Origin of the sequence: Croceicoccus sediminis, from assembly GCF_007570835.1 — a bacterium.
Lineage (GTDB): Bacteria > Pseudomonadota > Alphaproteobacteria > Sphingomonadales > Sphingomonadaceae > Croceicoccus > Croceicoccus sediminis.
On record NZ_SUNC01000001.1, the window covers coordinates 1,305,999 to 1,323,316 of the forward strand.

The window sequence follows — 17,318 nt, forward strand, 5'->3', positions numbered from 1 at the left end:
ATGCCGCAACTACGCTTGATGCCCAGTCCCCTCGTCATCGTCACCGGCCTGTTCGTCGCCGTCTTCGCGGCCGTGCATCTCAATATCTATCGCTTGCGGTTTCTGGACGTTTCGCCGCGCAGTGCCTGGCTTTCGTTTTCGGGCGGCGTCGCGGTGGCCTATATCTTTCTGCACGTGCTGCCCGATCTGGGTGCGCACCAGAAAATATTCGCACACGAACTGCGGCTAAGCGCGAAGCTGGCCGAAACGCTCGTCTATTCGCTGACGCTGATCGGGCTGGTTTGCTTCTATGGGCTGGAGCGGATGGTGAAAGTGTCGCGCCAGCGTTCGCGCGCGAAGGGACAGGGCGACCGGATCGAGGATCACCTCGAATGGGTCCACGCCGGGTCCTATGCCGTGCTCAACCTGCTGGTCGGCTACCTGCTGCTGCACCGGGAAGAGACCGGACCCTGGCCGCTCGCGCTCTACTTCATCGCGATGACGCTGCATTTCCTGACCAGCGATTACGGCATGCGGATCGACCATCCAGAGGCCTATGAGAAACGCGGGCGGTGGGTTCTGTCGGCCAGTGTCATCGCTGGCTGGGCGCTGGGACTTGCGGTGTCTCTGCCGCCGGTGGCCATCGGATTTCTCTTCGCGTTTCTGGCAGGCGGGATCATTCTCAACACGCTGAAAGAGGAACTGCCCGAAGACCGGTCCAGCCGGTTCGGCCCCTTCCTTGGCGGGGCGCTGGTCTATTCGGTGATCATGCTGGGCGAACGTTCAATCGGCTGAAGCGGCTGCGACAGGAGGGAATATGGCACAGATCAACGTGGTCACGGGCGCGAGCAGCGGGGTCGGCCGCGCGCTGTGCCTGCAATTTGCCGCCAAGGGGGAACGCGTGCTGGCCCTGGCCCGCCGCGCGGACGAATTGGAAACCCTGAAAGCCGCCTTCCCCCACCTGATCGCCGTCGTTCCCTGCGATTTGGCCAGTCCCGCTGGCCGCGTGGCAGCCGCCGCTGCGTTGAGGGAGGAGGACGAAGTGCGCGCCCTGGTCCACAGCGCAGCCATCGCCTCGCTTGAGGACATGCGCGAGATGACGAGTGCCTCGTACCACGCGATGATGGCGATCAATCTGGAAGCGCCGCTGTTCCTGACCCGCGATCTCCTGCCGCGCATGGCGAAAGGCGGGCGAGTGCTGCACCTGTCTTCGGGATCGGCGCACCGAACGCTGGCGGGCAACGGCCTTTACTGCATATCGAAGGCCGCGCTGCTGATGGCCAAGGACGCCTGGAACGCGGATCTGGCGGGAAGCGGGGTGACCGTGGGTTCGGCGATGCCGGGCGTCGTCATCGGCCCGATGCAGGACGCGGCGCGCGAGAACGACCATCCTTCGTCAGCCGTTTTTCTCGGTTTCCGGGACGATGGCCGGCTGATCCGCCCCGAACGGGTGGCGGAATTTCTTTACTGGCTGCTGCGATCCACCGGCGACGAAGCTTTCGCCGCCGGGGACTGGAACATTTTCGACGAGGCCCACCATGCCGAATGGCTGGACGGGCCCCTGTCGGGATAGCGCTGGCTTACGCCGCGTCGGCCTTGCGACGGGCCTTCTTGCGCTCATGCGGGTCGAGCAGGGCCTTGCGCAGGCGGATCGTCTGCGGAGTGACTTCGACCATCTCGTCATCGTCGATATAGGCGATGGCCTGTTCCAGCGTCATCTTCTTCGGCGGGGTCAGGCGGATGGCGTCATCCTTGCCGGTCGAGCGGAAGTTGGTGAGCTGCTTCGACTTGAGCGGGTTGACCTCAAGATCGTCCGGCTTGGCGTTCTCGCCGATCACCATGCCTTCGTAGACCTTTTCCTGCGGGCTCACGAAAAGGATGCCGCGATCTTCGAGCGCGTTCAGCGCGTAGCCGACGGCCTCACCGGTGCAGTTCGAGATCAGGACGCCGTTCTGGCGGCCTTCGATCGGGCCCTTGTAGGGGCCGTAGCTGTCGAACAGGCGGTTCATGATGCCCGTGCCGCGCGTGTCGGACAGGAATTCGCCGTGATAGCCGATAAGGCCGCGCGACGGGGCGAGGAAACCGAGACGAGTCTTGCCCGGGCCCGAGGGGCGCATTTCGGTCAGCTCTGCCTTGCGGCGCTGCATCTTCTCGACAACCGTGCCCGAAAACTCGTCATCGACGTCGATCACGACGGCTTCGTACGGTTCGGTGCGCTGGCCGTTTTCTTCGCGCAGCAGCACGCGGGGACGCGAGATGCCAAGCTCGAAACCTTCGCGGCGCATCGTCTCGATCACGACGCCCAGCTGAAGTTCGCCGCGACCGGCGACTTCGAAGCTGTCCTTGTCGGCCGATTCGGTGACGCGGATGGCGACGTTGGTTTCCATCTCGCGCATCAGGCGGTCGCGGATCAGGCGGCTCGTCACCTTGTCGCCTTCGCGGCCCGCGAAGGGGCTGTCGTTGACAGCAAAGCGCATGGCCAGCGTCGGCGGGTCGATCGGCTGTGCGGCGATCGGTTCGGTCACGGCGGGGTCGGCGATGGTGTTCGCGACGGTCGCCTTTTCAAGGCCCGCCAGCGCGATGATGTCGCCTGCGCGTGCTTCTTCTACCGGCACGCGTTCAAGACCGCGGAACGAGAGCAGCTTCGATGCGCGGCCCGTTTCGATGATCTTGCCGTCCATATCCATGGCGCGAATCGGGTCGTTGACCTTGATCGTGCCCGACTGGACGCGGCCCGTCAGAACGCGGCCCATGAAATTGTCGCGGTCGAGCAGGGTGGCAAGGAACGAGAACGGCGCATCGACGTCGAGACCCGGGGCCGGAACGTGATCGCGGATCAGTTCGAACATCGGCGTCAGGCTGCCTTCGCGGGCGGTGATGTCCTCGCTGGCATAACCGTTGCGGCCCGATGCGTAGAGAATCGGGAATTCGAGCTGTTCGTCGTTCGCGCCCAGGTTCACGAAGAGGTCGAACACTTCGTCGAGCACTTCTTCGGGACGGCCGTCGGGACGGTCGATCTTGTTGACGACGACGATCGGCTTCAGGCCCAGTGCCAGCGCCTTGCCGGTCACGAACTTGGTCTGCGGCATCGCGCCTTCCGCGCTGTCGACCAGCAGGATGACGCCGTCGACCATCGAGAGGATGCGTTCCACCTCTGCGCCGAAGTCGGCGTGGCCGGGGGTGTCGACGATGTTGATTCGCAGGCCTTCCCACTCGATCGAGGTCGGCTTCGCAAGGATGGTGATCCCGCGTTCCTTTTCCAGATCGTTGGAATCCATGGCGCGTTCCTCGACGCGCTGGTTGTCGCGGAAAGTGCCGGACTGCCGGAACAACTGGTCGACCAGGGTGGTCTTCCCGTGGTCGACGTGGGCGATAATAGCAATGTTGCGCAGCTCGGCGGACATGGTCGGAAGCCTCGAAAATTCGTGTTTTTTGGCGGGTATGTGCAACGCGGGCCGAAATCCACCGGCGAGGCGCCGCGCGCCCTACCGAAAATGATGCGATGCAGCAAGCAAATAAGGGCGTGGCATCTTCGCAACGCTACGGGAAATTCCGTTAACCTATACGTAAGGTAAGGATTGCCACCATCGGTTAATAGCCTTACGTATAGGTGAGAAGCCACCGGAATCCCCCAAGACAGAACAACCCGGCTGGTTGAGAGTAGAGGAACGCTACCCATGCAAACGATCCCGACCGGCCGTTTTGCCGTTCGTACGGTTTTGACATCCAGCTGCGCCCTGGCGGCGGTCATGGCCGCGCCTGCGCTGGCCCAGGATACGACGGAAGAAGTCGAAATCGAGGTTACCGAGGAAGTCGAGTATGCCGAACCGGCAACCGAATATGCGGAGCCGTCGAGCGACAGCAACACCATCATCGTGACCGCGACGAAGCGCGAACAGACGCTTCAGGACGTGCCGGTCGCCGTTACCGTGACGACCGAGGAAGACCTTGAGCGCGCCGAAATCCGCGACCTAAAGGATCTGACCAGCATTGCCCCTTCGCTGAAGGTGACGCAGCTTCAGTCGAGCGCGAACACCAATTTCATCATTCGCGGCTTCGGCAACGGCGCGAACAACGCCGGTATCGAACCCTCGGTCGGCGTCTTCGTCGACGGCGTTTACCGTTCGCGCTCTGCCGCGCGCATCAACGACCTGCCCGACCTGCAACGCATCGAAGTGCTGCGCGGTCCGCAGTCGACGCTGTTCGGCAAGAATGCCAGCGCCGGCGTCATCTCCGTCGTGACGGCAGAACCGCGCTTTACCTTCGGCGGCGAAGCCGAAGTGAGCTACGGCAACTTCGACTCGATGGTCGCCAAGGCGAACGTCTATGGCCCGCTGACCGACACGATCGCGGCCTCCATCGGCGGCGGCATCAACAAGCGTGACGGCTACATCACCGACCTCGGCACCGGCGGCAAGACGAACGAGCGTGACCGCTGGTTCACTCGCGGCCAGCTGCTGTTCGAACCGGGCGGCGTCTTCAAGGTCCGCCTGATCGGCGACTATGAAAAGACCAACGAGAACTGCTGCGCCAACGTGCTGTTGCAGGAAGGTCCGATCGGCGCCGCGATCACCGCCCCCGCCCCGTTCGGCCTGGGTGCCGGCAATTCGGACCCGAACGATCCCTATGCCGATGTCATCTATTCGAACTTCCCCAGCACGAACGACATCGAGAACTGGGGCTTCTCGGGCCAGATGGATTTCGGCTTCGGCCCGTTCAAGCTGACCTCGATCACCGCCTATCGCGGCGTCGATGCCATCACCAACCAGGATTCGGACTTCACCGGTGCGGACCTCATCAGCCGCAACTTCCAGGACCTGTCGATCCGCACGTTCACGCAGGAATTCCGCGCGAACGCCTCGTTCGGTCCGGTCGACCTGCTGCTGGGCGCGTTCTACTTCGATGAATCCATCGATCAGGTGAACCAGCTCTATTACGGCGACGACCTGCGCCAGTTCGCGAACATCGGCATTTCCGGCCTCAGCGGCGGGGCGTTCGACGTTCCGAGCCTGGAGCAGTTCTTCGGCCAGCTGGCCGGTGCGCCGGGCGTGTTCGACAACCAGTTCTTCATCGGCAACCGCGGTCTCGACGAAGCCTACACGCTCGACAACGAGGCGCTGAGCCTGTTCGGGCAGATGGACTTCTACGTCACCGACCGCCTGACGCTGACGGCTGGCATCAACTACACGAAGGACAAGAAGAAGTTCTCGACCAACGTGGTCAGCTCCGACGTGTTCTCCTCGCTCGATCTCGACGCGTTCGTGACCGGCGCGACGCAGGCCGGCATCAGCCAGACGGTTGGCGGCATCCTGGGCGTTCCGGGTGGTTTCGCCACGGCCGACCAGATCGCCGCTTTCGCAGGCAGCCAGCCGGACCTCTATCAGCAGATCGCCACCGGCGCCGCTGCTGCGGCCGCGCCTATCGGCAACCTTGCCGCGTTGCAGTACCTGCCGCCGTTCCTCAACGTCCCCAACTCGGTCGAGAGCGGGAAGCTGAGCGACGACGATATCTCCTACACCCTGCGCGTCGCCTATGACGTGACCGACAGCCTCAATGCCTACTTGTCCTATGCGACAGGGTATAAGGCACCGTCGGTCAACCTGTCGCGCGACAGCCGTCCGGCGTTTGCCGACCGTGCCTCGATCGAGGCGGCGGGGCTCGACTTCCCGACGCAGGAATACGGCAGCCGCTTTGCGGATGCTGAGGATTCCAAGGTTATAGAGCTTGGCCTGAAGGGCGATTTCGGTCCGGCGAACTTCACCTTTGCCGCCTTCAGGCAGACAATCACCGGATTCCAGTCGAACATCTTCACCGGCACCGGCTTCTTCCTTGCCAACGCGGGCAAGCAGGAAGCCATCGGTTTCGAATTCGACGGCTCGGTCCGTCCGGTCGATCCGCTGCTGCTGCGCATGGCGGTCACCTACCTCGACAGCGAGTACAAGGACTTCCCGCTGTCGGGCGTGGGCGACCTTTCGGGCACGGCCGTGGCCGGCGTTCCGGCGATCTCGGCAACGTGGTCGGCGCAGTACACGCATGATTTCGGCAACGGCGACGCGCTGATCGCGCGTGGCGACTATCACCACGAATCGGCGGTGCAGATCGTCGAAGGCCTGCCCGGCTTCATCGAATTCGGCCAGGCCGCGGCCATCGGCGCCGCCGCGCAGTTCCAGCGCGAAGTCAACGAAGTGAACGCCTCGCTGACTTATGCCATGCAGAACGGGCTGCAACTGTCGGTCTGGGGTCGCAACATCACGAACGACCGCTACCTGCAGTCGATCTTCGACACGCCGATCCAGCCGTTGAGCATTTCGGGTTACCCGAACCAGCCGCGTACTTACGGCGTGACGGCACGCTACAAGTTCTGATCCGCTTTCAAGACGGGAAATTTAAAGGGGTCGTACCGAAAGGTGCGGCCCCTTTTGCTTTTTGACATAGAACAGGCAATAAGTTGCGCAGCGACCTTATCGTGAAGGGGGAATTTTTATGGAATGGATGTTGCTGCCGTACCGGCGGTATTTCGAGTTTTCGGGCCGTTCGCGGCGCAAGGAATACTGGATGTTCGCGCTGTTCAACTTCCTGGTCTATATCGGTTTCATGCTGATCATGATGGCGCTGGGCGGCGGCATGGAATACGGCGAAACCGCTTCGATGAGCCCGCTGGCATCGGTGGTGATGATCGCGATGTTCGCCTGGGGCCTTGCGACGATCATTCCGTCGCTGGCCGTCACGTTTCGCAGGCTGCACGACACCGACCGTTCGGCATGGTGGATCCTGATCGGTTTCGTGCCCATCATCGGCGGACTTGTCCTGCTGTACTTCTACCTGATCGAAGGGACGCACGGGCCGAACCGGTTCGGGCCCGATCCCAAGGAAGGTGAAGCGCGCGGCGTCTGATACGCCCTTCTTCAAAGACAAACGGGGGGTTTGTCGATGAACCTGATATTTGCGCCCTATCGGCGATATTTCGATTTCTGGGGTCGGTCCAGCCGCAGCGAGTATTGGGGCTTCATGGCCCTGATACTGATGCTCTGGGCCGTCACCGTGGTCCTTGGCTACAGTTTTGGCGGCAGGCTGAAAGATGGCGTGCTGGTCGGCGGCAGCGCGATGGTCGACGTGCTGAACATGGCCTACACGCTGTTCGTGCTCGGCTCACTCATCCCGATATTCACGGTGACGATCCGGCGGTTGCACGATGCCGGTCATTCGGGGTTCTGGCTACTGATCTACCTCGTCCCGCTGATCGGGGCACTGTTCATGCTCTACATGATGTTCAAGACCGGGGACATCGGCGCGAACGCCTATGGCCCCGATCCTCGGCTCGATTACGTCATAAGCTCCTGAGCGCGCGGGCCGGTCTTGCGCGCAGGACCGGCAGCGACGCCGCCACGGCGGCCAGCACGACGAGAAGCACCCCGCCGCCCAGCACGGCGAGCACTATCGGCAGGTCGGGGCGATAGGGAAATTCGAACAGGCGGGTCATGACCAGCCAGCCCGTCCCCAAGCCGATGCCCAACCCGATCGTGCCCAGCACGGCGGCCAGGATCAGGTATCGCGTCAGCAAGGCACCCAGAAGCTGCCCCTGGCTTGCACCCAGAACGCGCAGGACGACCGTGTCGTAAGTCTCCCGGGAGCGCGCAGCGGCAATAGCGCCCAGCAACACGGCCAGCCCCGCCAGCACGGCGACACTGGCAGCGGCAAGGATGGCGACCGCAAGGCTGGACAGGATTTCGCGCGCCTCTGCAAGAACGCCGCCGATCTCGATCACCGAAGTCGTCGGAAAGGCGCGGACCAGCGCGCCCAGCAGCGGGCCCCCGTCCGTGCCATCGGACAGGATGACCGAAGCCGAGAGGTTGTGCGGCGCATCGTCGATGGCACCGGGCGCGAAGACGAGGACGTAGTTGAAGCCCAGATCGTCCCACTCGATCCGGCGGAACGAGGCGATGGTCGCCTCACGCTCCACCCCCAGCAGGCCGATGGAGAGCTTGTCCCCAATCTCGAGATCGAGCGCATTGGCCAGATCCTGATCAACCGATACCAGCGGCGGCCCGTCGTAGTTCTCAGGCCACCACTCGCCCTCGCTCACCACATTACCGTCGGGCAGTTGCGCGGAGTATGTCAGGCCCCGCTCTCCCCTCAGCGCCCATGCACCTTCGGGAATATCATCAAGCTCCGACACCCGCGTCATCGCGTCTTCGGGGCCATAGGCGAGGATCGCCCCGCGCAGCGATGGCACGGTCCGCACTTGCGATCCCGGTGCCTCGCGCTCCACGATCTGCCGGAACGAACCCTCTGCATCGCGCGGCAGGTCCAGCACGAAGTAATCGGGCGCCTTTTCGGGCACGGTCCCGGCGATATAAGCGTCGAGACTGGTCTGGATCGCGGCGATCGCGGCAAAGGACGACAGGCCGAAGCCCAGCGCCGTGACCAGGGCGATCGTCGGCGCGCCCGGCCGGTCCAGCGCGGAAAGGCCCATGCGCATGGCGAGCGACCCGCGCGTGCGTGGCACGCGGGCGGCAAGCCTGCGAATGAGAATTCCCAGCAGCGCCAGCAGGCCCAGCACGACCGCCGCCCCGCCCAGGAAACCGGCCGTCAGCAAAGGCTCGTGCGCGGTTACAAGCGCCAGCGCGACAATCGCGATCAGCCCCGCCGCGACCGGCTTGGCCGCCTTGCGCCATAGGCCTGCGGGCAATGTCACCCGCGAACGCAGCAGTGCCATGGCCGTGATCGAACGCGAGGCGAGCAGCGGCGGCGCGGCAAACACGAACGCGACCAGAAGGCCGAACACCGCCGCCCGGATCAACGCCAGCGGGTCCAGCACGAAGCCGGTTTCGACCGGCAACAGGCCTTCGAGAAGTGCGGCCAGCGCGGGCACCGCGAGGACGCCGACAACCAGCCCGCCCCCGATACCGATCAACGCGGCGGCCAAGACCTGCAAGGCATGTATCCGCAAGACATCGTCCGATGTCGCGCCCAGCACTTTCAGGGTCGCGACCGTACCGCGCCGCGATTCCAGCCACGAAGACACCGCGCCCGCGATGCCGATCCCGGCGATGACCAGCGCGGCCAGCCCGACAAGGCCGAGGAACTGGCCCATATTGGCCATCAACCGGTCCGCCCCCGGCGATGCCCTGTCGCGCGTGCGGGTTGCCCAGCCGGAATCGGGGAACCGCGCCTCGAACGCATCTGCCACGGCCTGCGGGTCCGCGCCCGCGGGCAGAGCCACGCGGTATTTCGCACGCATCATCGAACCGAACTGGACCAGCCCGCTTTTCTGCATCGTGCCCTGCGACACCAGAACCGGCGCGCCCAGCGCGAAGCCTTCGGAAAGGCGGTCGGGTTCGCGCGCGATCACGCCCGCGATGCGCACGTCTTCCTCGCCCAGCCGGATCGTATCGCCGATCGCGACGTCCAAGCGGTCGAGCACCCCGCCATCGACCCATGCCGCGCCGTCGGGCGGCGGGCCCGCGTCCTTGTTTCCTTCGAGTTCAAGCCTGCCATAGAGCGGCCAGGCCCCGTCGACCGATTTCAGCTGAACCGGAGAGACATTGCCGTTTTCCGCGCTGGCCATCGCCTGAAGCCGGATTCCGCCCGATACCGGGCCCAGTTCACGAAGCGCGTCCAGTTCCTGGGCGCTCGCCTCGCGGGCATAGATCGCGAATTCAACGTCGCCGCCCAGGATTTCCTGGCCGCGCTCGGACAGTTCGCCGCGGATCGCGGATTCCAGCGTTCCGATCGCCGCCAGTGCGCCCGCGCCGAGGAACAGGCAGATGACGAGCAGGCGCAGCCCGCGGAATCGCCACGAAAAATCGCGCTTCGCCAATCGAAAGGCGAGCGCCCAGCGACTTTGTCCGCTCATCCGTTCAGACGGTCCGTAACGATGCGCCCGTCGGCCAGTTCAAGCACCCGCTCGCACTTTTCGGCGAGTGAGGGATCGTGCGTGATGAGGAACAGCGTCGCCCCCATCTCCGCGCGCCGGGCAAACAACAGATCGATGACTTGCGCCCCGGTTGTGCTGTCCAGATTGCCGGTCGGCTCGTCTGCGAACAACAGCGGCGGGCGCGGGGCCAGCGCGCGAGCAATGGCGACGCGCTGCTGCTCACCGCCCGAAAGCTGCATGGGATAGTGATCGAGCCGGTGGCCGAGGCCGACCGCCTCAAGCTCTTCCCGTGCCCGGCCAAAGGCATTGTCCGCGCCTGCCAGTTCGAGCGGAGTGGCGACGTTTTCGGTCGCCGTCATCGTGGGCAGCAGGTGGAAAGCCTGAAGCACGATACCGATCCGGCCACGCCGCGCGCGAGCCAGCGCGTCTTCTGACAGGCCGGAAAAATCCTCCCCCGCCACGTCCAGCTTGCCGCCGCTCGCCCTCTCAAGCCCTGACAGCACTGCCATAAGCGACGATTTGCCCGATCCCGACGGGCCCAGCAGCGCCACCGTCTGCCCTTCGGGCACCACGAGGTCGATGCCTTTCAGGATCGGTACAGGGCTTCCCGTGTTACCCAGTTCAAGGGTCAGGGCTTCGGCATGGATGGCAGGGCGGGTCGCGATGTCTGGGGGGCTTTGCATGGAGCCCACAAGATTGGCATGGATGGGGCGAGCTGCAAGGAAATTGATCGAAATGCGTAAGTTGATCGCGGCACTTGCCGCACTGGCCCTCGCGGCCTGCGGACAGGCAGAGGGTACGAAGGCCGATGGCGGCACCGCCGAAGCGGATGCGCCGATCGGTCAGCCGACGATGGTGCTGGCCTTTGGCGACAGTCTTTTTGCCGGGTACAACCTGCCGCAATCGGCGGCCTATCCGGCCCAGCTGGAGCAGGCGCTACGCCAGCGCGGGATGAACGTGCGCGTGCAGAATGCGGGCGTTTCGGGCGACACTACGTCCGCCGGGCGGCAGCGGCTGGAATTCGTGCTCGATTCCATGACGGTGAAGCCTGATGTCGCGCTCGTCGAACTGGGCGGGAACGACATGCTGCGCGGCCTGCCCCCGGCACAGGCGCGTCAGAATCTTGATGCGATCATGGCCGAACTCGACCGGCGCGATATCGACATCGTCGTCATGGGCATGAAGGCCGCGCCCAACATGGGCGGCGACTACGCGGGCGAGTTCAACGCGATCTTCCCCGACTTGGCTGACAAGTACGATGCCGAACTGGTGCCGTTCTTCATCGAACCGCTGATCTTCGATCGTTCGCTGGTGCAGTCGGACCAGATCCATCCCACAGCAGACGGCGTGAAGGCGATGGTCGAAGAATCGGTCGATACGATCGAGGACGCGCTGAACTGAAGCGGGCCTAGAGCGGCACCGCCTCGCCCGATGTGACCCGCCATGCGGCGGGGCGTTCGGGAAGGCTGGCAAAAGGTTCGGTCTCCGTCCCCGTCATCCAGATCTGCGCACCGGTAGCGGCAAGGCGTTCGTAAAGCACCGCGCGGCGCACCGGGTCGAGGTGGGCCGCGACCTCGTCCAGCAAGAGGACCAGCGGACGCGATCCGGCGGCCAGTTCGGCATGGGCAAGCGTGATCGCGATCAGCATCGCCTTCTGCTCTCCGGTCGAACACTCCGCCGCCGCGCGCCCTGTCCCCGCCATCGTGACCGACAGATCGTCGCGATGCGGGCCCGCCAGCGTACGGCCCGCCCCGCGATCGGCAGCTCGGCCCGCGCGCCAAAGCTCAACCAGTTCGCCCGCATCGGCAGGCGCGGCGGGTTCGACGCGCAACTCGGGCTGCGCGAACGGACCGTCGGGCACGGCGGCAATAGCCTCGGCCAGGCGCGCGACCGTTTCGGCCCGCCCCTGGGCGATAAGGGCGCCTGCCTCCGCCATTTCCTTTTCCAGCGCGTCGAGCCAGCCCGCATCGGGCCGGGCATCGCCGCCCATCAGCCGGTTCCTTTCGCGCAGGGCCTTGTCATAACGGGTCGAATGCGCCGCATGATCGGGGCGTAGGGCCAGCACCATGCGGTCGAGGAAACGTCGGCGTCCACCGGCGCTGTCGGTGAACAATCGGTCCATTGCCGGGGTCAGCCACGTAACCGAAAGCCATTCGGCCAGCCGCGTTGCCGGCAGCGGCGCACCGCTGGCCTGCACGATCCGGCGGCCCGGATTGTCGGCCCGCAGCGCTGTGCCGATCCGAACCGGCGTTACCCCGCTGACCAGATCGGCCCCGACCGCGAAACCGCCATGCGCACCTTCGCGCGGGATGTCGGACAATTGCGCCCGCCGCAGCCCCCGCCCCGGTGCGAGCAGCGATAGCGCTTCCAGCACGTTGGTTTTCCCCGCGCCGTTGGGGCCGATGAGCAAGTTGAAACGCCCCGCGCCCTCTAGCCGGGTGGCGGCGTGATTCCTGAAATCGGCAAGGCGGATACGGTCCAGCGCCATCGCCTATGCGCTTAGGGTTCGCCCGCGTGCAGGAAAAGGTCGAAATGCCAAAACCAATACTTGGTGAATTTTCCCAATTCGCGGCATTATTAACATCCGTTCATCTCGCGAAACCAAAGCAAGCATCTGAAAAACGGTGATTTTCAAAACTGGCACGGTTGCTGCAATGTATCTGGCATGAACGGCACGACGCCGTATCAACCAGTAAACAAGGGGAATTAAAATGACCAATCTTTCGCAGATCTCTTCGCAGGTGACCGCTGGCCTGGCCGCTCTTGCCATCTCGCTCTTCGCCATTTCGGCAACGGTTTCGCCGGTCGATTTCGCCGCTCAGGCCCCGATCGCTTCGGAAATGCGCGCATGAGCAACGTGACCAATTCCAACGGAGGCTCGCCGCGCAAGTTCCATCTCGACAAGAGGCGCGGCAAACTGATGGGCGTGTGCGCCGGCATCGCCGAATACTTCGGCATCGACGTCACGCTCGTCCGCATCCTGGTGGTCGTGGGCACGCTGGCCGGTTTCGGCTCGCTGATCCTCGTCTACCTGCTTATCGGGCTGATCGCGGACTGACCCTCCGCGATCACACCCTCAATCGACTTTCGCAAACGGCGAGAAGTCGGTGTCGGTGTCGTAGACATCGACCCCTTCACGCCGTTTCAGCCATCCCACGACGAGATAGGTGACCGGGGTCAAAAGCGCCTCCCAGCTCACTTTCAGCACCCATTGCGTCACTGCGACCCAGAACACCTGCTCTACCGTCCAACCCATCGTGCCCAGGAACGCCAGCGGATAGAATATCGCGCTGTCGACGCCCTGCCCCACGACGGTCGATCCGATCGTCCGGCTCCACAGTGCCTTGCCCCTGGTCCATATCTTCATGCGGGCAAGGACGTAGGAATTGACGAATTCACCCGCCCAGAACGCGATGATGGAGGCACCGGCGATACGCCATGCCTGTCCGAACAGGTTTTCGTAGTCCGACTGGAACGGCCAGCCCTCGGCAGGCGGCAGGGCCACGACGACTTCGGCCATGACGACCATGAAGATCAGCGCCCCGAACCCTGCCCAGATGCACCGGCGCGCACGGGCATAGCCGTAAACCTCGGTCAGCACGTCGCCGATGACGTAGGATATCGGGAAAAACAGCACGCCCGCGCCGAAATACCATTCGCCCAGGATCGGAAGATCGACCACGGACCGTTTCGATGCGCCGATGATGTTGGACAGCAAGAGGACGGTGACAAAGGCCGCCATGACAAAGTCGAAATACCGGAACAGCCGGTGCCCGGCTGCCTTGCCATCGACCCGCGCGGGCCCCGTCGAGCGTTCACTATCCACGCATCAGGGCCTATCGCGATTTGCGCCCCGCGAAAAGAACGCTATCTGCACCTGCACACAGTGATATGCGCGCCCTTAGCTCAGCTGGATAGAGCACGGGACTTCTAATCCTGAGGCCGCAGGTTCGACTCCTGCAGGGCGCGCCAATCGCTTACCCGTCGATCCCGGCGATCCAGCCTTCGCCCAGCCAGCGGGCGAGGAACCTGCCCGCACCGGCGATGGCGGCGTCTTCTCCGGCCATCTCGACCAACGCTTCGCACATCGCGCCATATGTCGATCCGCCGATCATCCGGGACAGCGCCGCGTATTCGAGCGGATCGACCATTACGAAGGCGGGCGTGCGGCCATCACGCCAGACGAGCGCGCCCATCGCCGGTTCGAGCGTGGGCGCAGACCTTGCCGCCTCTACGTCCCCATCTTCACCCAGCATGGGCCAAAGTGCGGACCATTCGCGCGTTACGGAACGCAAGGCAAAACCGGGCACGAAGGACAGGCGCATCGCGTGCCAGTTCTCGTCCGCGAAATCCTGCGTTGCTGCGGCAAAGCCACTGGCGTCCAGTGGTGTGCACTCGGCGCAGACCAGCGCCTGCTGCATCGACCATTCGAGCCACGCGCATTCGGCCACGTCGGCGTCGGACGGACACAGCGTTTCTAGCGTGGTTTCGAAGCCCCGCCCCGCATCGTCGATCGTCCAGCCCGAGGGCGGGTTCGCGACAAGGTGATGAATCGCGGCGGCCGTAAAAGCATCCTCGCCGACCAGCAGCCGCGTGCGCGGGTATGCGCCTTCGAGCACTTCGACCAGGCGCGTGCGATAGGCATTGCGGTAGATGGCGAAACCGCGCTCTTCCCGCGCGCTCCACGAAGCGGGCAGCGCGGATTCGTCCGAGCGTAACGCATCAAGGAATGCGTTCTGCAGCGCGGCTAACGTCATGCCGCCCTCGCCCGCTTGCTGCCCTCTACGATAGTGCGGGCCCGGCCCAGTTCGGTGAGCAGGTCGGCCAGCGGCGGGATCGCGTCGTCCCGCTCGATCATGATGGCGACGGGGCCAAGGCGCGGCGCGGCCGCAGCCAGGAGCGCCCAGACGCCCTCGCACACGTCCCGGTCATGCGTATCGATCAGGATTTCGCCCGGCATGTGCCCGGCCAGATGGACCTGCCGCACCCGGTCCAGCGGCAACGCGGAGAGATAACGCGATGCATCGAACCCGTGGTTATGCGCGCTGACGAAGACGTTGTTGAGGTCGAGCAGGAGGTAACACCCCGTTCGCCGCACGACTTCGGCAAGGAAATCGTGTTCGGCATACTCGTCCTGCGGAAAGGTCATGTAGCTCGACGGGTTTTCCAGCAGGATCGGGCGGCGCAGCCTGTCCTGCGTTTTCTGGATATTGGCGCAGACCACGTCGAGCGCCTCTTCCGTCATCGGCAGGGGCAGCAGGTCGTGGCTGTTGTGCGCGCTCGACCGGGTCCAGCACAAGTGGTCCGAAACCCAAAGCGGTTCGACCCGCTGCACCAAAGCGGCAAGATGATCCAGATAGTGGTCATCGATCCCGTGCGCCGATCCGGGCGAGAGCGAGACTCCGTGCATCACGACCGGGTGCCTGGCGCGCACCGCGTCCAACACGTCGAGCGGGCGCCCACCGTCGACCATGAAGTTTTCTGAGATCACTTCCACGAAATCGACCGGCACGTCGATATCGAGGAAATCGCGGTAGTGCGGCTGCCTCAGGCCAAGGCCGTAACCGCCGAAAGGCTCGATCGCGTTCATCAACGAAGGCTCCTGAAAGAAATGTGAGCGGCCCGGCGGAAAGGGTGACGGGAAGCCGGGCCGCCCTGGGGCGGTGGATCAGCGGCCCGGGATCAACCCAGGTCGCCGATCGTGCCGCCCTTGCTGAGGCACTGGCCCGCGGTCATCGCCTTGAAACCATGGCCCTTGCAGGCGTTCATGCCCTTGCATTCGTGCGCGGTGGTCTTGCAGTCGGCCGTGCCCTTGCACGAATTGACGCCGTAGCAATGGACGGTGTCCTCGCTGGCGATGGCCTTGCCGGTGCTGCCTGCAGGCGCGGTCGCGGCAAGGGCGGCGGTAGCCGAAAGCGCGAAGGTGGCCGCGGCGGCGGCAATGGCGGACTTGTTGGAAAAGGACATGGCAAAGCTCCTGACAAAGGTGAGGCGCGCCCGGCGTGTCTGTGCCGGGCAGGCATCCCTTCATTCGCTCGCCCGCCAGCCACGGTTACAGGCCACGAAAATTATCCTGTGTCGAAACCGCGCTGTAACCGCGGGGCAATGCGCCGCGAATGACCTTGCAGGCACCGCACATCGCCGGGCCGTAGTATCAAGGAGCATTCGCCCCATGTCCCACCGTCCCTTCGCCGCCCTCGCCGGAGCCGTCCTGACGGGCGCCATCGCCGCCAGCCTCGCCGCCCCCGCCTCTGCCGCAGAGCCCAAAATGGAAAAGTGCTACGGCGTCGCCAAGGCGGGCCAGAACGATTGTGCCGCAGGGCCGGGCACCAGCTGTGCCGGCACGTCCACCCGCGACTGGCAGGGCAATGCCTGGAAGTTGGTCGAAAAAGGCATGTGCACTTCGATCAGGACGCCCAAGGGCACAGGCTCGCTGACACCGATCAAGCGCTGATCGGCAAAGGGGGGCAGGTAAGATGCTGATGCTGAGCCGCCGATGGCACGAGCTTACACGCCTGCTGGCGTCCCGCTGGGCCGAAGGTTTCGCCCTCTTCATCGTGCGCATCGCGCTTGCCGGAGTGTTCTGGCGGTCGGGACGCAGCAAGGTGGTGGAGGGAACGTGGCTGCAGGTCAGCGACGCAACGAATTACCTGTTCGAATACGAGTATTCGGGCGTCCCCCTGCCCCCTGCCTTTGCCGCGCAGATGGCAACGCTGGCCGAATTCGTGCTGCCCATACTTGTCATACTGGGTCTGGCGACGCGGCTATCGGCGCTGGCGCTTCTGGCCATGACGATGATGATACAGGTCTTCGTCTATCCCGAAGCATGGTGGTCGGTCCACGTGATCTGGGCCGCGCTCGCCCTCGTCCTCGTGTCGCGGGGCGCAGGTCCCTTTTCCCTCGATGCGCCGCTCGCGCTATGGTCGCGGGCGTGACGGGGGACGAGGCCACTCTGGCGCGGTTGATGCGCGCGGCCCAGTCGGGCGACAAGCGGGCCTATTCGGCGCTGCTGGAGGAAGTCGCGCGCTGGCTGCGCCGGTATTTTCGCGGCCGCATTGCCCCGGAACGCATCGACGACCTGATCCAGGACGTGCTGATCTCGCTTCATGCCAAGCGTGCGACATACGATCCCGAACGCCCGTTCTTTCCATGGATCGCGGCCATCGCCCGCTATCGCTGGCTCGACCACCTTCGCGCCGACTATCGCGGGCGCACCGCCGAACTGCACGACGATGCGGCGGTAAAGGACAGCGACGAGGAAGTCGTCGTCGCACGCGTCAGCCTTGACCGACTGTTCGAACAGCTTCCACCCGCACAGGCCGAAGTGATCGAGATGGTGCGTATCGAGGGACGCTCCATCGCAGAGGCATCGGAAAAGACCGGGCAGAGCGCGTCCCTGGTCAAAGTGAACATACATCGCGGACTGAAGAAACTGTCCGCGCTCGTCGAAAAGGCAAATTGA

General features: G+C 64.3%; 19 protein-coding genes and 1 tRNA gene. 12 read left to right on the forward strand and 8 right to left on the reverse strand.

All coding sequences use genetic code 11. The features are described 5' to 3' along the window. Positions 1 to 18: 18 nt before the first annotated feature. Both FAX90_RS06140 and FAX90_RS06145 read left to right on the forward strand, forming a co-directional pair. Positions 19 to 774, forward strand: a complete 756-nt coding sequence (locus FAX90_RS06140; protein WP_144096393.1) for a hypothetical protein — start codon at positions 19 to 21, stop codon at positions 772 to 774. 22 nt (positions 775 to 796) lie between these two features. After that, positions 797 to 1,552 carry an SDR family oxidoreductase gene (locus FAX90_RS06145; RefSeq protein ID WP_144096394.1) on the forward strand — a complete coding sequence of 252 codons (756 nt, stop codon included), beginning with the start codon at positions 797 to 799 and terminating at the stop codon, positions 1,550 to 1,552. A 7-nt stretch (positions 1,553 to 1,559) separates the two neighbouring features. Here the strand turns inward: FAX90_RS06145 and typA are convergent, their stop codons facing one another. After that, complete coding sequence (gene typA / locus FAX90_RS06150; RefSeq protein ID WP_144096395.1) at positions 1,560 to 3,383, reverse strand: translational GTPase TypA; 1,824 nt, start codon at positions 3,381 to 3,383, stop codon at positions 1,560 to 1,562. Between the two features lie 273 nt (positions 3,384 to 3,656). Between typA and FAX90_RS06155 the strand changes: the two genes are divergently transcribed. The 3 genes from FAX90_RS06155 (at position 3,657) to FAX90_RS06165 (ending at position 7,320) form a co-directional block, all read left to right on the forward strand. After that, positions 3,657 to 6,344 (forward strand): TonB-dependent receptor, encoded by a 2,688-nt coding sequence (locus FAX90_RS06155; protein WP_144096396.1) that lies wholly within the window; start codon positions 3,657 to 3,659, stop codon positions 6,342 to 6,344. Positions 6,345 to 6,462: 118 nt separating this feature from the next. Further along, positions 6,463 to 6,873, forward strand: a complete 411-nt coding sequence (locus FAX90_RS06160; protein ID WP_144096397.1) for a DUF805 domain-containing protein — start codon at positions 6,463 to 6,465, stop codon at positions 6,871 to 6,873. Between the two features lie 36 nt (positions 6,874 to 6,909). Next, entirely contained in the window at positions 6,910 to 7,320 is a 411-nt protein-coding gene (locus FAX90_RS06165) for a DUF805 domain-containing protein (RefSeq protein WP_144096398.1), read from the forward strand. Here the strand turns inward: FAX90_RS06165 and FAX90_RS06170 are convergent. After that, positions 7,307 to 9,835 carry an ABC transporter permease gene (locus tag FAX90_RS06170; protein WP_144096399.1) on the reverse strand — a complete coding sequence of 843 codons (2,529 nt, stop codon included), beginning with the start codon at positions 9,833 to 9,835 and terminating at the stop codon, positions 7,307 to 7,309. The genes FAX90_RS06165 and FAX90_RS06170 overlap by 14 nt on opposite strands. Beyond that, on the reverse strand, positions 9,832 to 10,539 hold the full coding sequence (locus FAX90_RS06175; RefSeq protein ID WP_144096400.1) for an ABC transporter ATP-binding protein: 708 nt from the start codon (positions 10,537 to 10,539) through the stop codon (positions 9,832 to 9,834). Before FAX90_RS06175 ends, FAX90_RS06170 begins: the two co-directional genes overlap by 4 nt. 52 nt (positions 10,540 to 10,591) lie before the next feature. Between FAX90_RS06175 and FAX90_RS06180 the strand changes: the two genes are divergently transcribed. Next, positions 10,592 to 11,257 carry an arylesterase gene (locus tag FAX90_RS06180; protein WP_144096401.1) on the forward strand — a complete coding sequence of 222 codons (666 nt, stop codon included), beginning with the start codon at positions 10,592 to 10,594 and terminating at the stop codon, positions 11,255 to 11,257. 7 nt (positions 11,258 to 11,264) lie between these two features. On the opposite strand, the gene recF is transcribed toward FAX90_RS06180, so the two are convergent. After that, a complete protein-coding gene (gene recF / locus FAX90_RS06185) occupies positions 11,265 to 12,344 on the reverse strand; it encodes a DNA replication/repair protein RecF (RefSeq protein ID WP_144096402.1) in 1,080 nt (359 codons plus the stop codon). 223 nt (positions 12,345 to 12,567) lie between these two features. On the opposite strand from recF, the gene FAX90_RS16535 reads away from it, so the two are divergent. Both FAX90_RS16535 and FAX90_RS06190 read left to right on the forward strand, forming a co-directional pair. Continuing rightward, positions 12,568 to 12,708, forward strand: a complete 141-nt coding sequence (locus FAX90_RS16535) for a hypothetical protein (protein ID WP_170234882.1) — start codon at positions 12,568 to 12,570, stop codon at positions 12,706 to 12,708. Beyond that, the gene (locus tag FAX90_RS06190; protein ID WP_144096403.1) at positions 12,705 to 12,914 is read left to right on the forward strand and encodes a PspC domain-containing protein; all 210 of its coding nucleotides are present in this window, start codon (positions 12,705 to 12,707) and stop codon (positions 12,912 to 12,914) included. Before FAX90_RS16535 ends, FAX90_RS06190 begins: the two co-directional genes overlap by 4 nt. 18 nt (positions 12,915 to 12,932) lie before the next feature. Here FAX90_RS06190 and FAX90_RS06195 read toward each other — a convergent pair whose 3' ends face one another. Further along, positions 12,933 to 13,682 (reverse strand): queuosine precursor transporter, encoded by a 750-nt coding sequence (locus tag FAX90_RS06195; RefSeq protein WP_240704755.1) that lies wholly within the window; start codon positions 13,680 to 13,682, stop codon positions 12,933 to 12,935. Between the two features lie 69 nt (positions 13,683 to 13,751). On the opposite strand from FAX90_RS06195, the gene FAX90_RS06200 reads away from it, so the two are divergent. Then, positions 13,752 to 13,828 (forward strand) — tRNA-Arg (locus FAX90_RS06200). A 5-nt stretch (positions 13,829 to 13,833) separates the two neighbouring features. Here the strand turns inward: FAX90_RS06200 and FAX90_RS06205 are convergent. The 3 genes from FAX90_RS06205 to bufA2 all read right to left on the reverse strand — a co-directional run bounded on the left by FAX90_RS06205 (position 13,834) and on the right by bufA2 (position 15,823). Continuing rightward, positions 13,834 to 14,613: an HvfC/BufC family peptide modification chaperone gene (locus FAX90_RS06205; RefSeq protein WP_144096404.1), complete on the reverse strand. Its 780-nt coding sequence runs from the start codon at positions 14,611 to 14,613 to the stop codon at positions 13,834 to 13,836. Continuing rightward, positions 14,610 to 15,446, reverse strand: coding sequence for an MNIO family bufferin maturase (gene bufB, locus FAX90_RS06210; RefSeq protein ID WP_144096405.1), 837 nt, complete (start codon positions 15,444 to 15,446; stop codon positions 14,610 to 14,612). Before bufB ends, FAX90_RS06205 begins: the two co-directional genes overlap by 4 nt. A gap of 92 nt (positions 15,447 to 15,538) precedes the next feature. Beyond that, positions 15,539 to 15,823: a BufA2 family periplasmic bufferin-type metallophore gene (gene bufA2 / locus FAX90_RS06215; RefSeq protein ID WP_144096406.1), complete on the reverse strand. Its 285-nt coding sequence runs from the start codon at positions 15,821 to 15,823 to the stop codon at positions 15,539 to 15,541. A gap of 205 nt (positions 15,824 to 16,028) precedes the next feature. Between bufA2 and FAX90_RS06220 the strand changes: the two genes are divergently transcribed. From FAX90_RS06220 to FAX90_RS06230, 3 genes are read left to right on the forward strand one after another with little or no spacing between them, the layout of a single operon-like run. Beyond that, a complete protein-coding gene (locus FAX90_RS06220; protein WP_144096407.1) occupies positions 16,029 to 16,310 on the forward strand; it encodes a BufA1 family periplasmic bufferin-type metallophore in 282 nt (93 codons plus the stop codon). 28 nt (positions 16,311 to 16,338) lie between these two features. Further along, entirely contained in the window at positions 16,339 to 16,791 is a 453-nt protein-coding gene (locus tag FAX90_RS06225; RefSeq protein WP_144096408.1) for a DoxX family protein, read from the forward strand. Next, on the forward strand, positions 16,788 to 17,318 hold the full coding sequence (locus FAX90_RS06230; RefSeq protein WP_144096409.1) for a sigma-70 family RNA polymerase sigma factor: 531 nt from the start codon (positions 16,788 to 16,790) through the stop codon (positions 17,316 to 17,318). Before FAX90_RS06225 ends, FAX90_RS06230 begins: the two co-directional genes overlap by 4 nt.

Coding starts and splice junctions, on each gene's coding strand:
- FAX90_RS06140 (WP_144096393.1), top strand. CDS start 19: ATGCCCAGTCCCCTCGTCATCGTCACCGGCCTGTTCGTCGCCGTCTTC.
- FAX90_RS06145 (WP_144096394.1), top strand. CDS start 797: ATGGCACAGATCAACGTGGTCACGGGCGCGAGCAGCGGGGTCGGCCGC.
- typA (WP_144096395.1), bottom strand. CDS start 3,383: ATGTCCGCCGAGCTGCGCAACATTGCTATTATCGCCCACGTCGACCAC.
- FAX90_RS06155 (WP_144096396.1), top strand. CDS start 3,657: ATGCAAACGATCCCGACCGGCCGTTTTGCCGTTCGTACGGTTTTGACA.
- FAX90_RS06160 (WP_144096397.1), top strand. CDS start 6,463: ATGGAATGGATGTTGCTGCCGTACCGGCGGTATTTCGAGTTTTCGGGC.
- FAX90_RS06165 (WP_144096398.1), top strand. CDS start 6,910: ATGAACCTGATATTTGCGCCCTATCGGCGATATTTCGATTTCTGGGGT.
- FAX90_RS06170 (WP_144096399.1), bottom strand. CDS start 9,835: ATGAGCGGACAAAGTCGCTGGGCGCTCGCCTTTCGATTGGCGAAGCGC.
- FAX90_RS06175 (WP_144096400.1), bottom strand. CDS start 10,539: ATGCAAAGCCCCCCAGACATCGCGACCCGCCCTGCCATCCATGCCGAA.
- FAX90_RS06180 (WP_144096401.1), top strand. CDS start 10,592: ATGCGTAAGTTGATCGCGGCACTTGCCGCACTGGCCCTCGCGGCCTGC.
- recF (WP_144096402.1), bottom strand. CDS start 12,344: ATGGCGCTGGACCGTATCCGCCTTGCCGATTTCAGGAATCACGCCGCC.
- FAX90_RS16535 (WP_170234882.1), top strand. CDS start 12,568: ATGACCAATCTTTCGCAGATCTCTTCGCAGGTGACCGCTGGCCTGGCC.
- FAX90_RS06190 (WP_144096403.1), top strand. CDS start 12,705: ATGAGCAACGTGACCAATTCCAACGGAGGCTCGCCGCGCAAGTTCCAT.
- FAX90_RS06205 (WP_144096404.1), bottom strand. CDS start 14,613: ATGACGTTAGCCGCGCTGCAGAACGCATTCCTTGATGCGTTACGCTCG.
- bufB (WP_144096405.1), bottom strand. CDS start 15,446: ATGAACGCGATCGAGCCTTTCGGCGGTTACGGCCTTGGCCTGAGGCAG.
- bufA2 (WP_144096406.1), bottom strand. CDS start 15,823: ATGTCCTTTTCCAACAAGTCCGCCATTGCCGCCGCCGCGGCCACCTTC.
- FAX90_RS06220 (WP_144096407.1), top strand. CDS start 16,029: ATGTCCCACCGTCCCTTCGCCGCCCTCGCCGGAGCCGTCCTGACGGGC.
- FAX90_RS06225 (WP_144096408.1), top strand. CDS start 16,339: ATGCTGAGCCGCCGATGGCACGAGCTTACACGCCTGCTGGCGTCCCGC.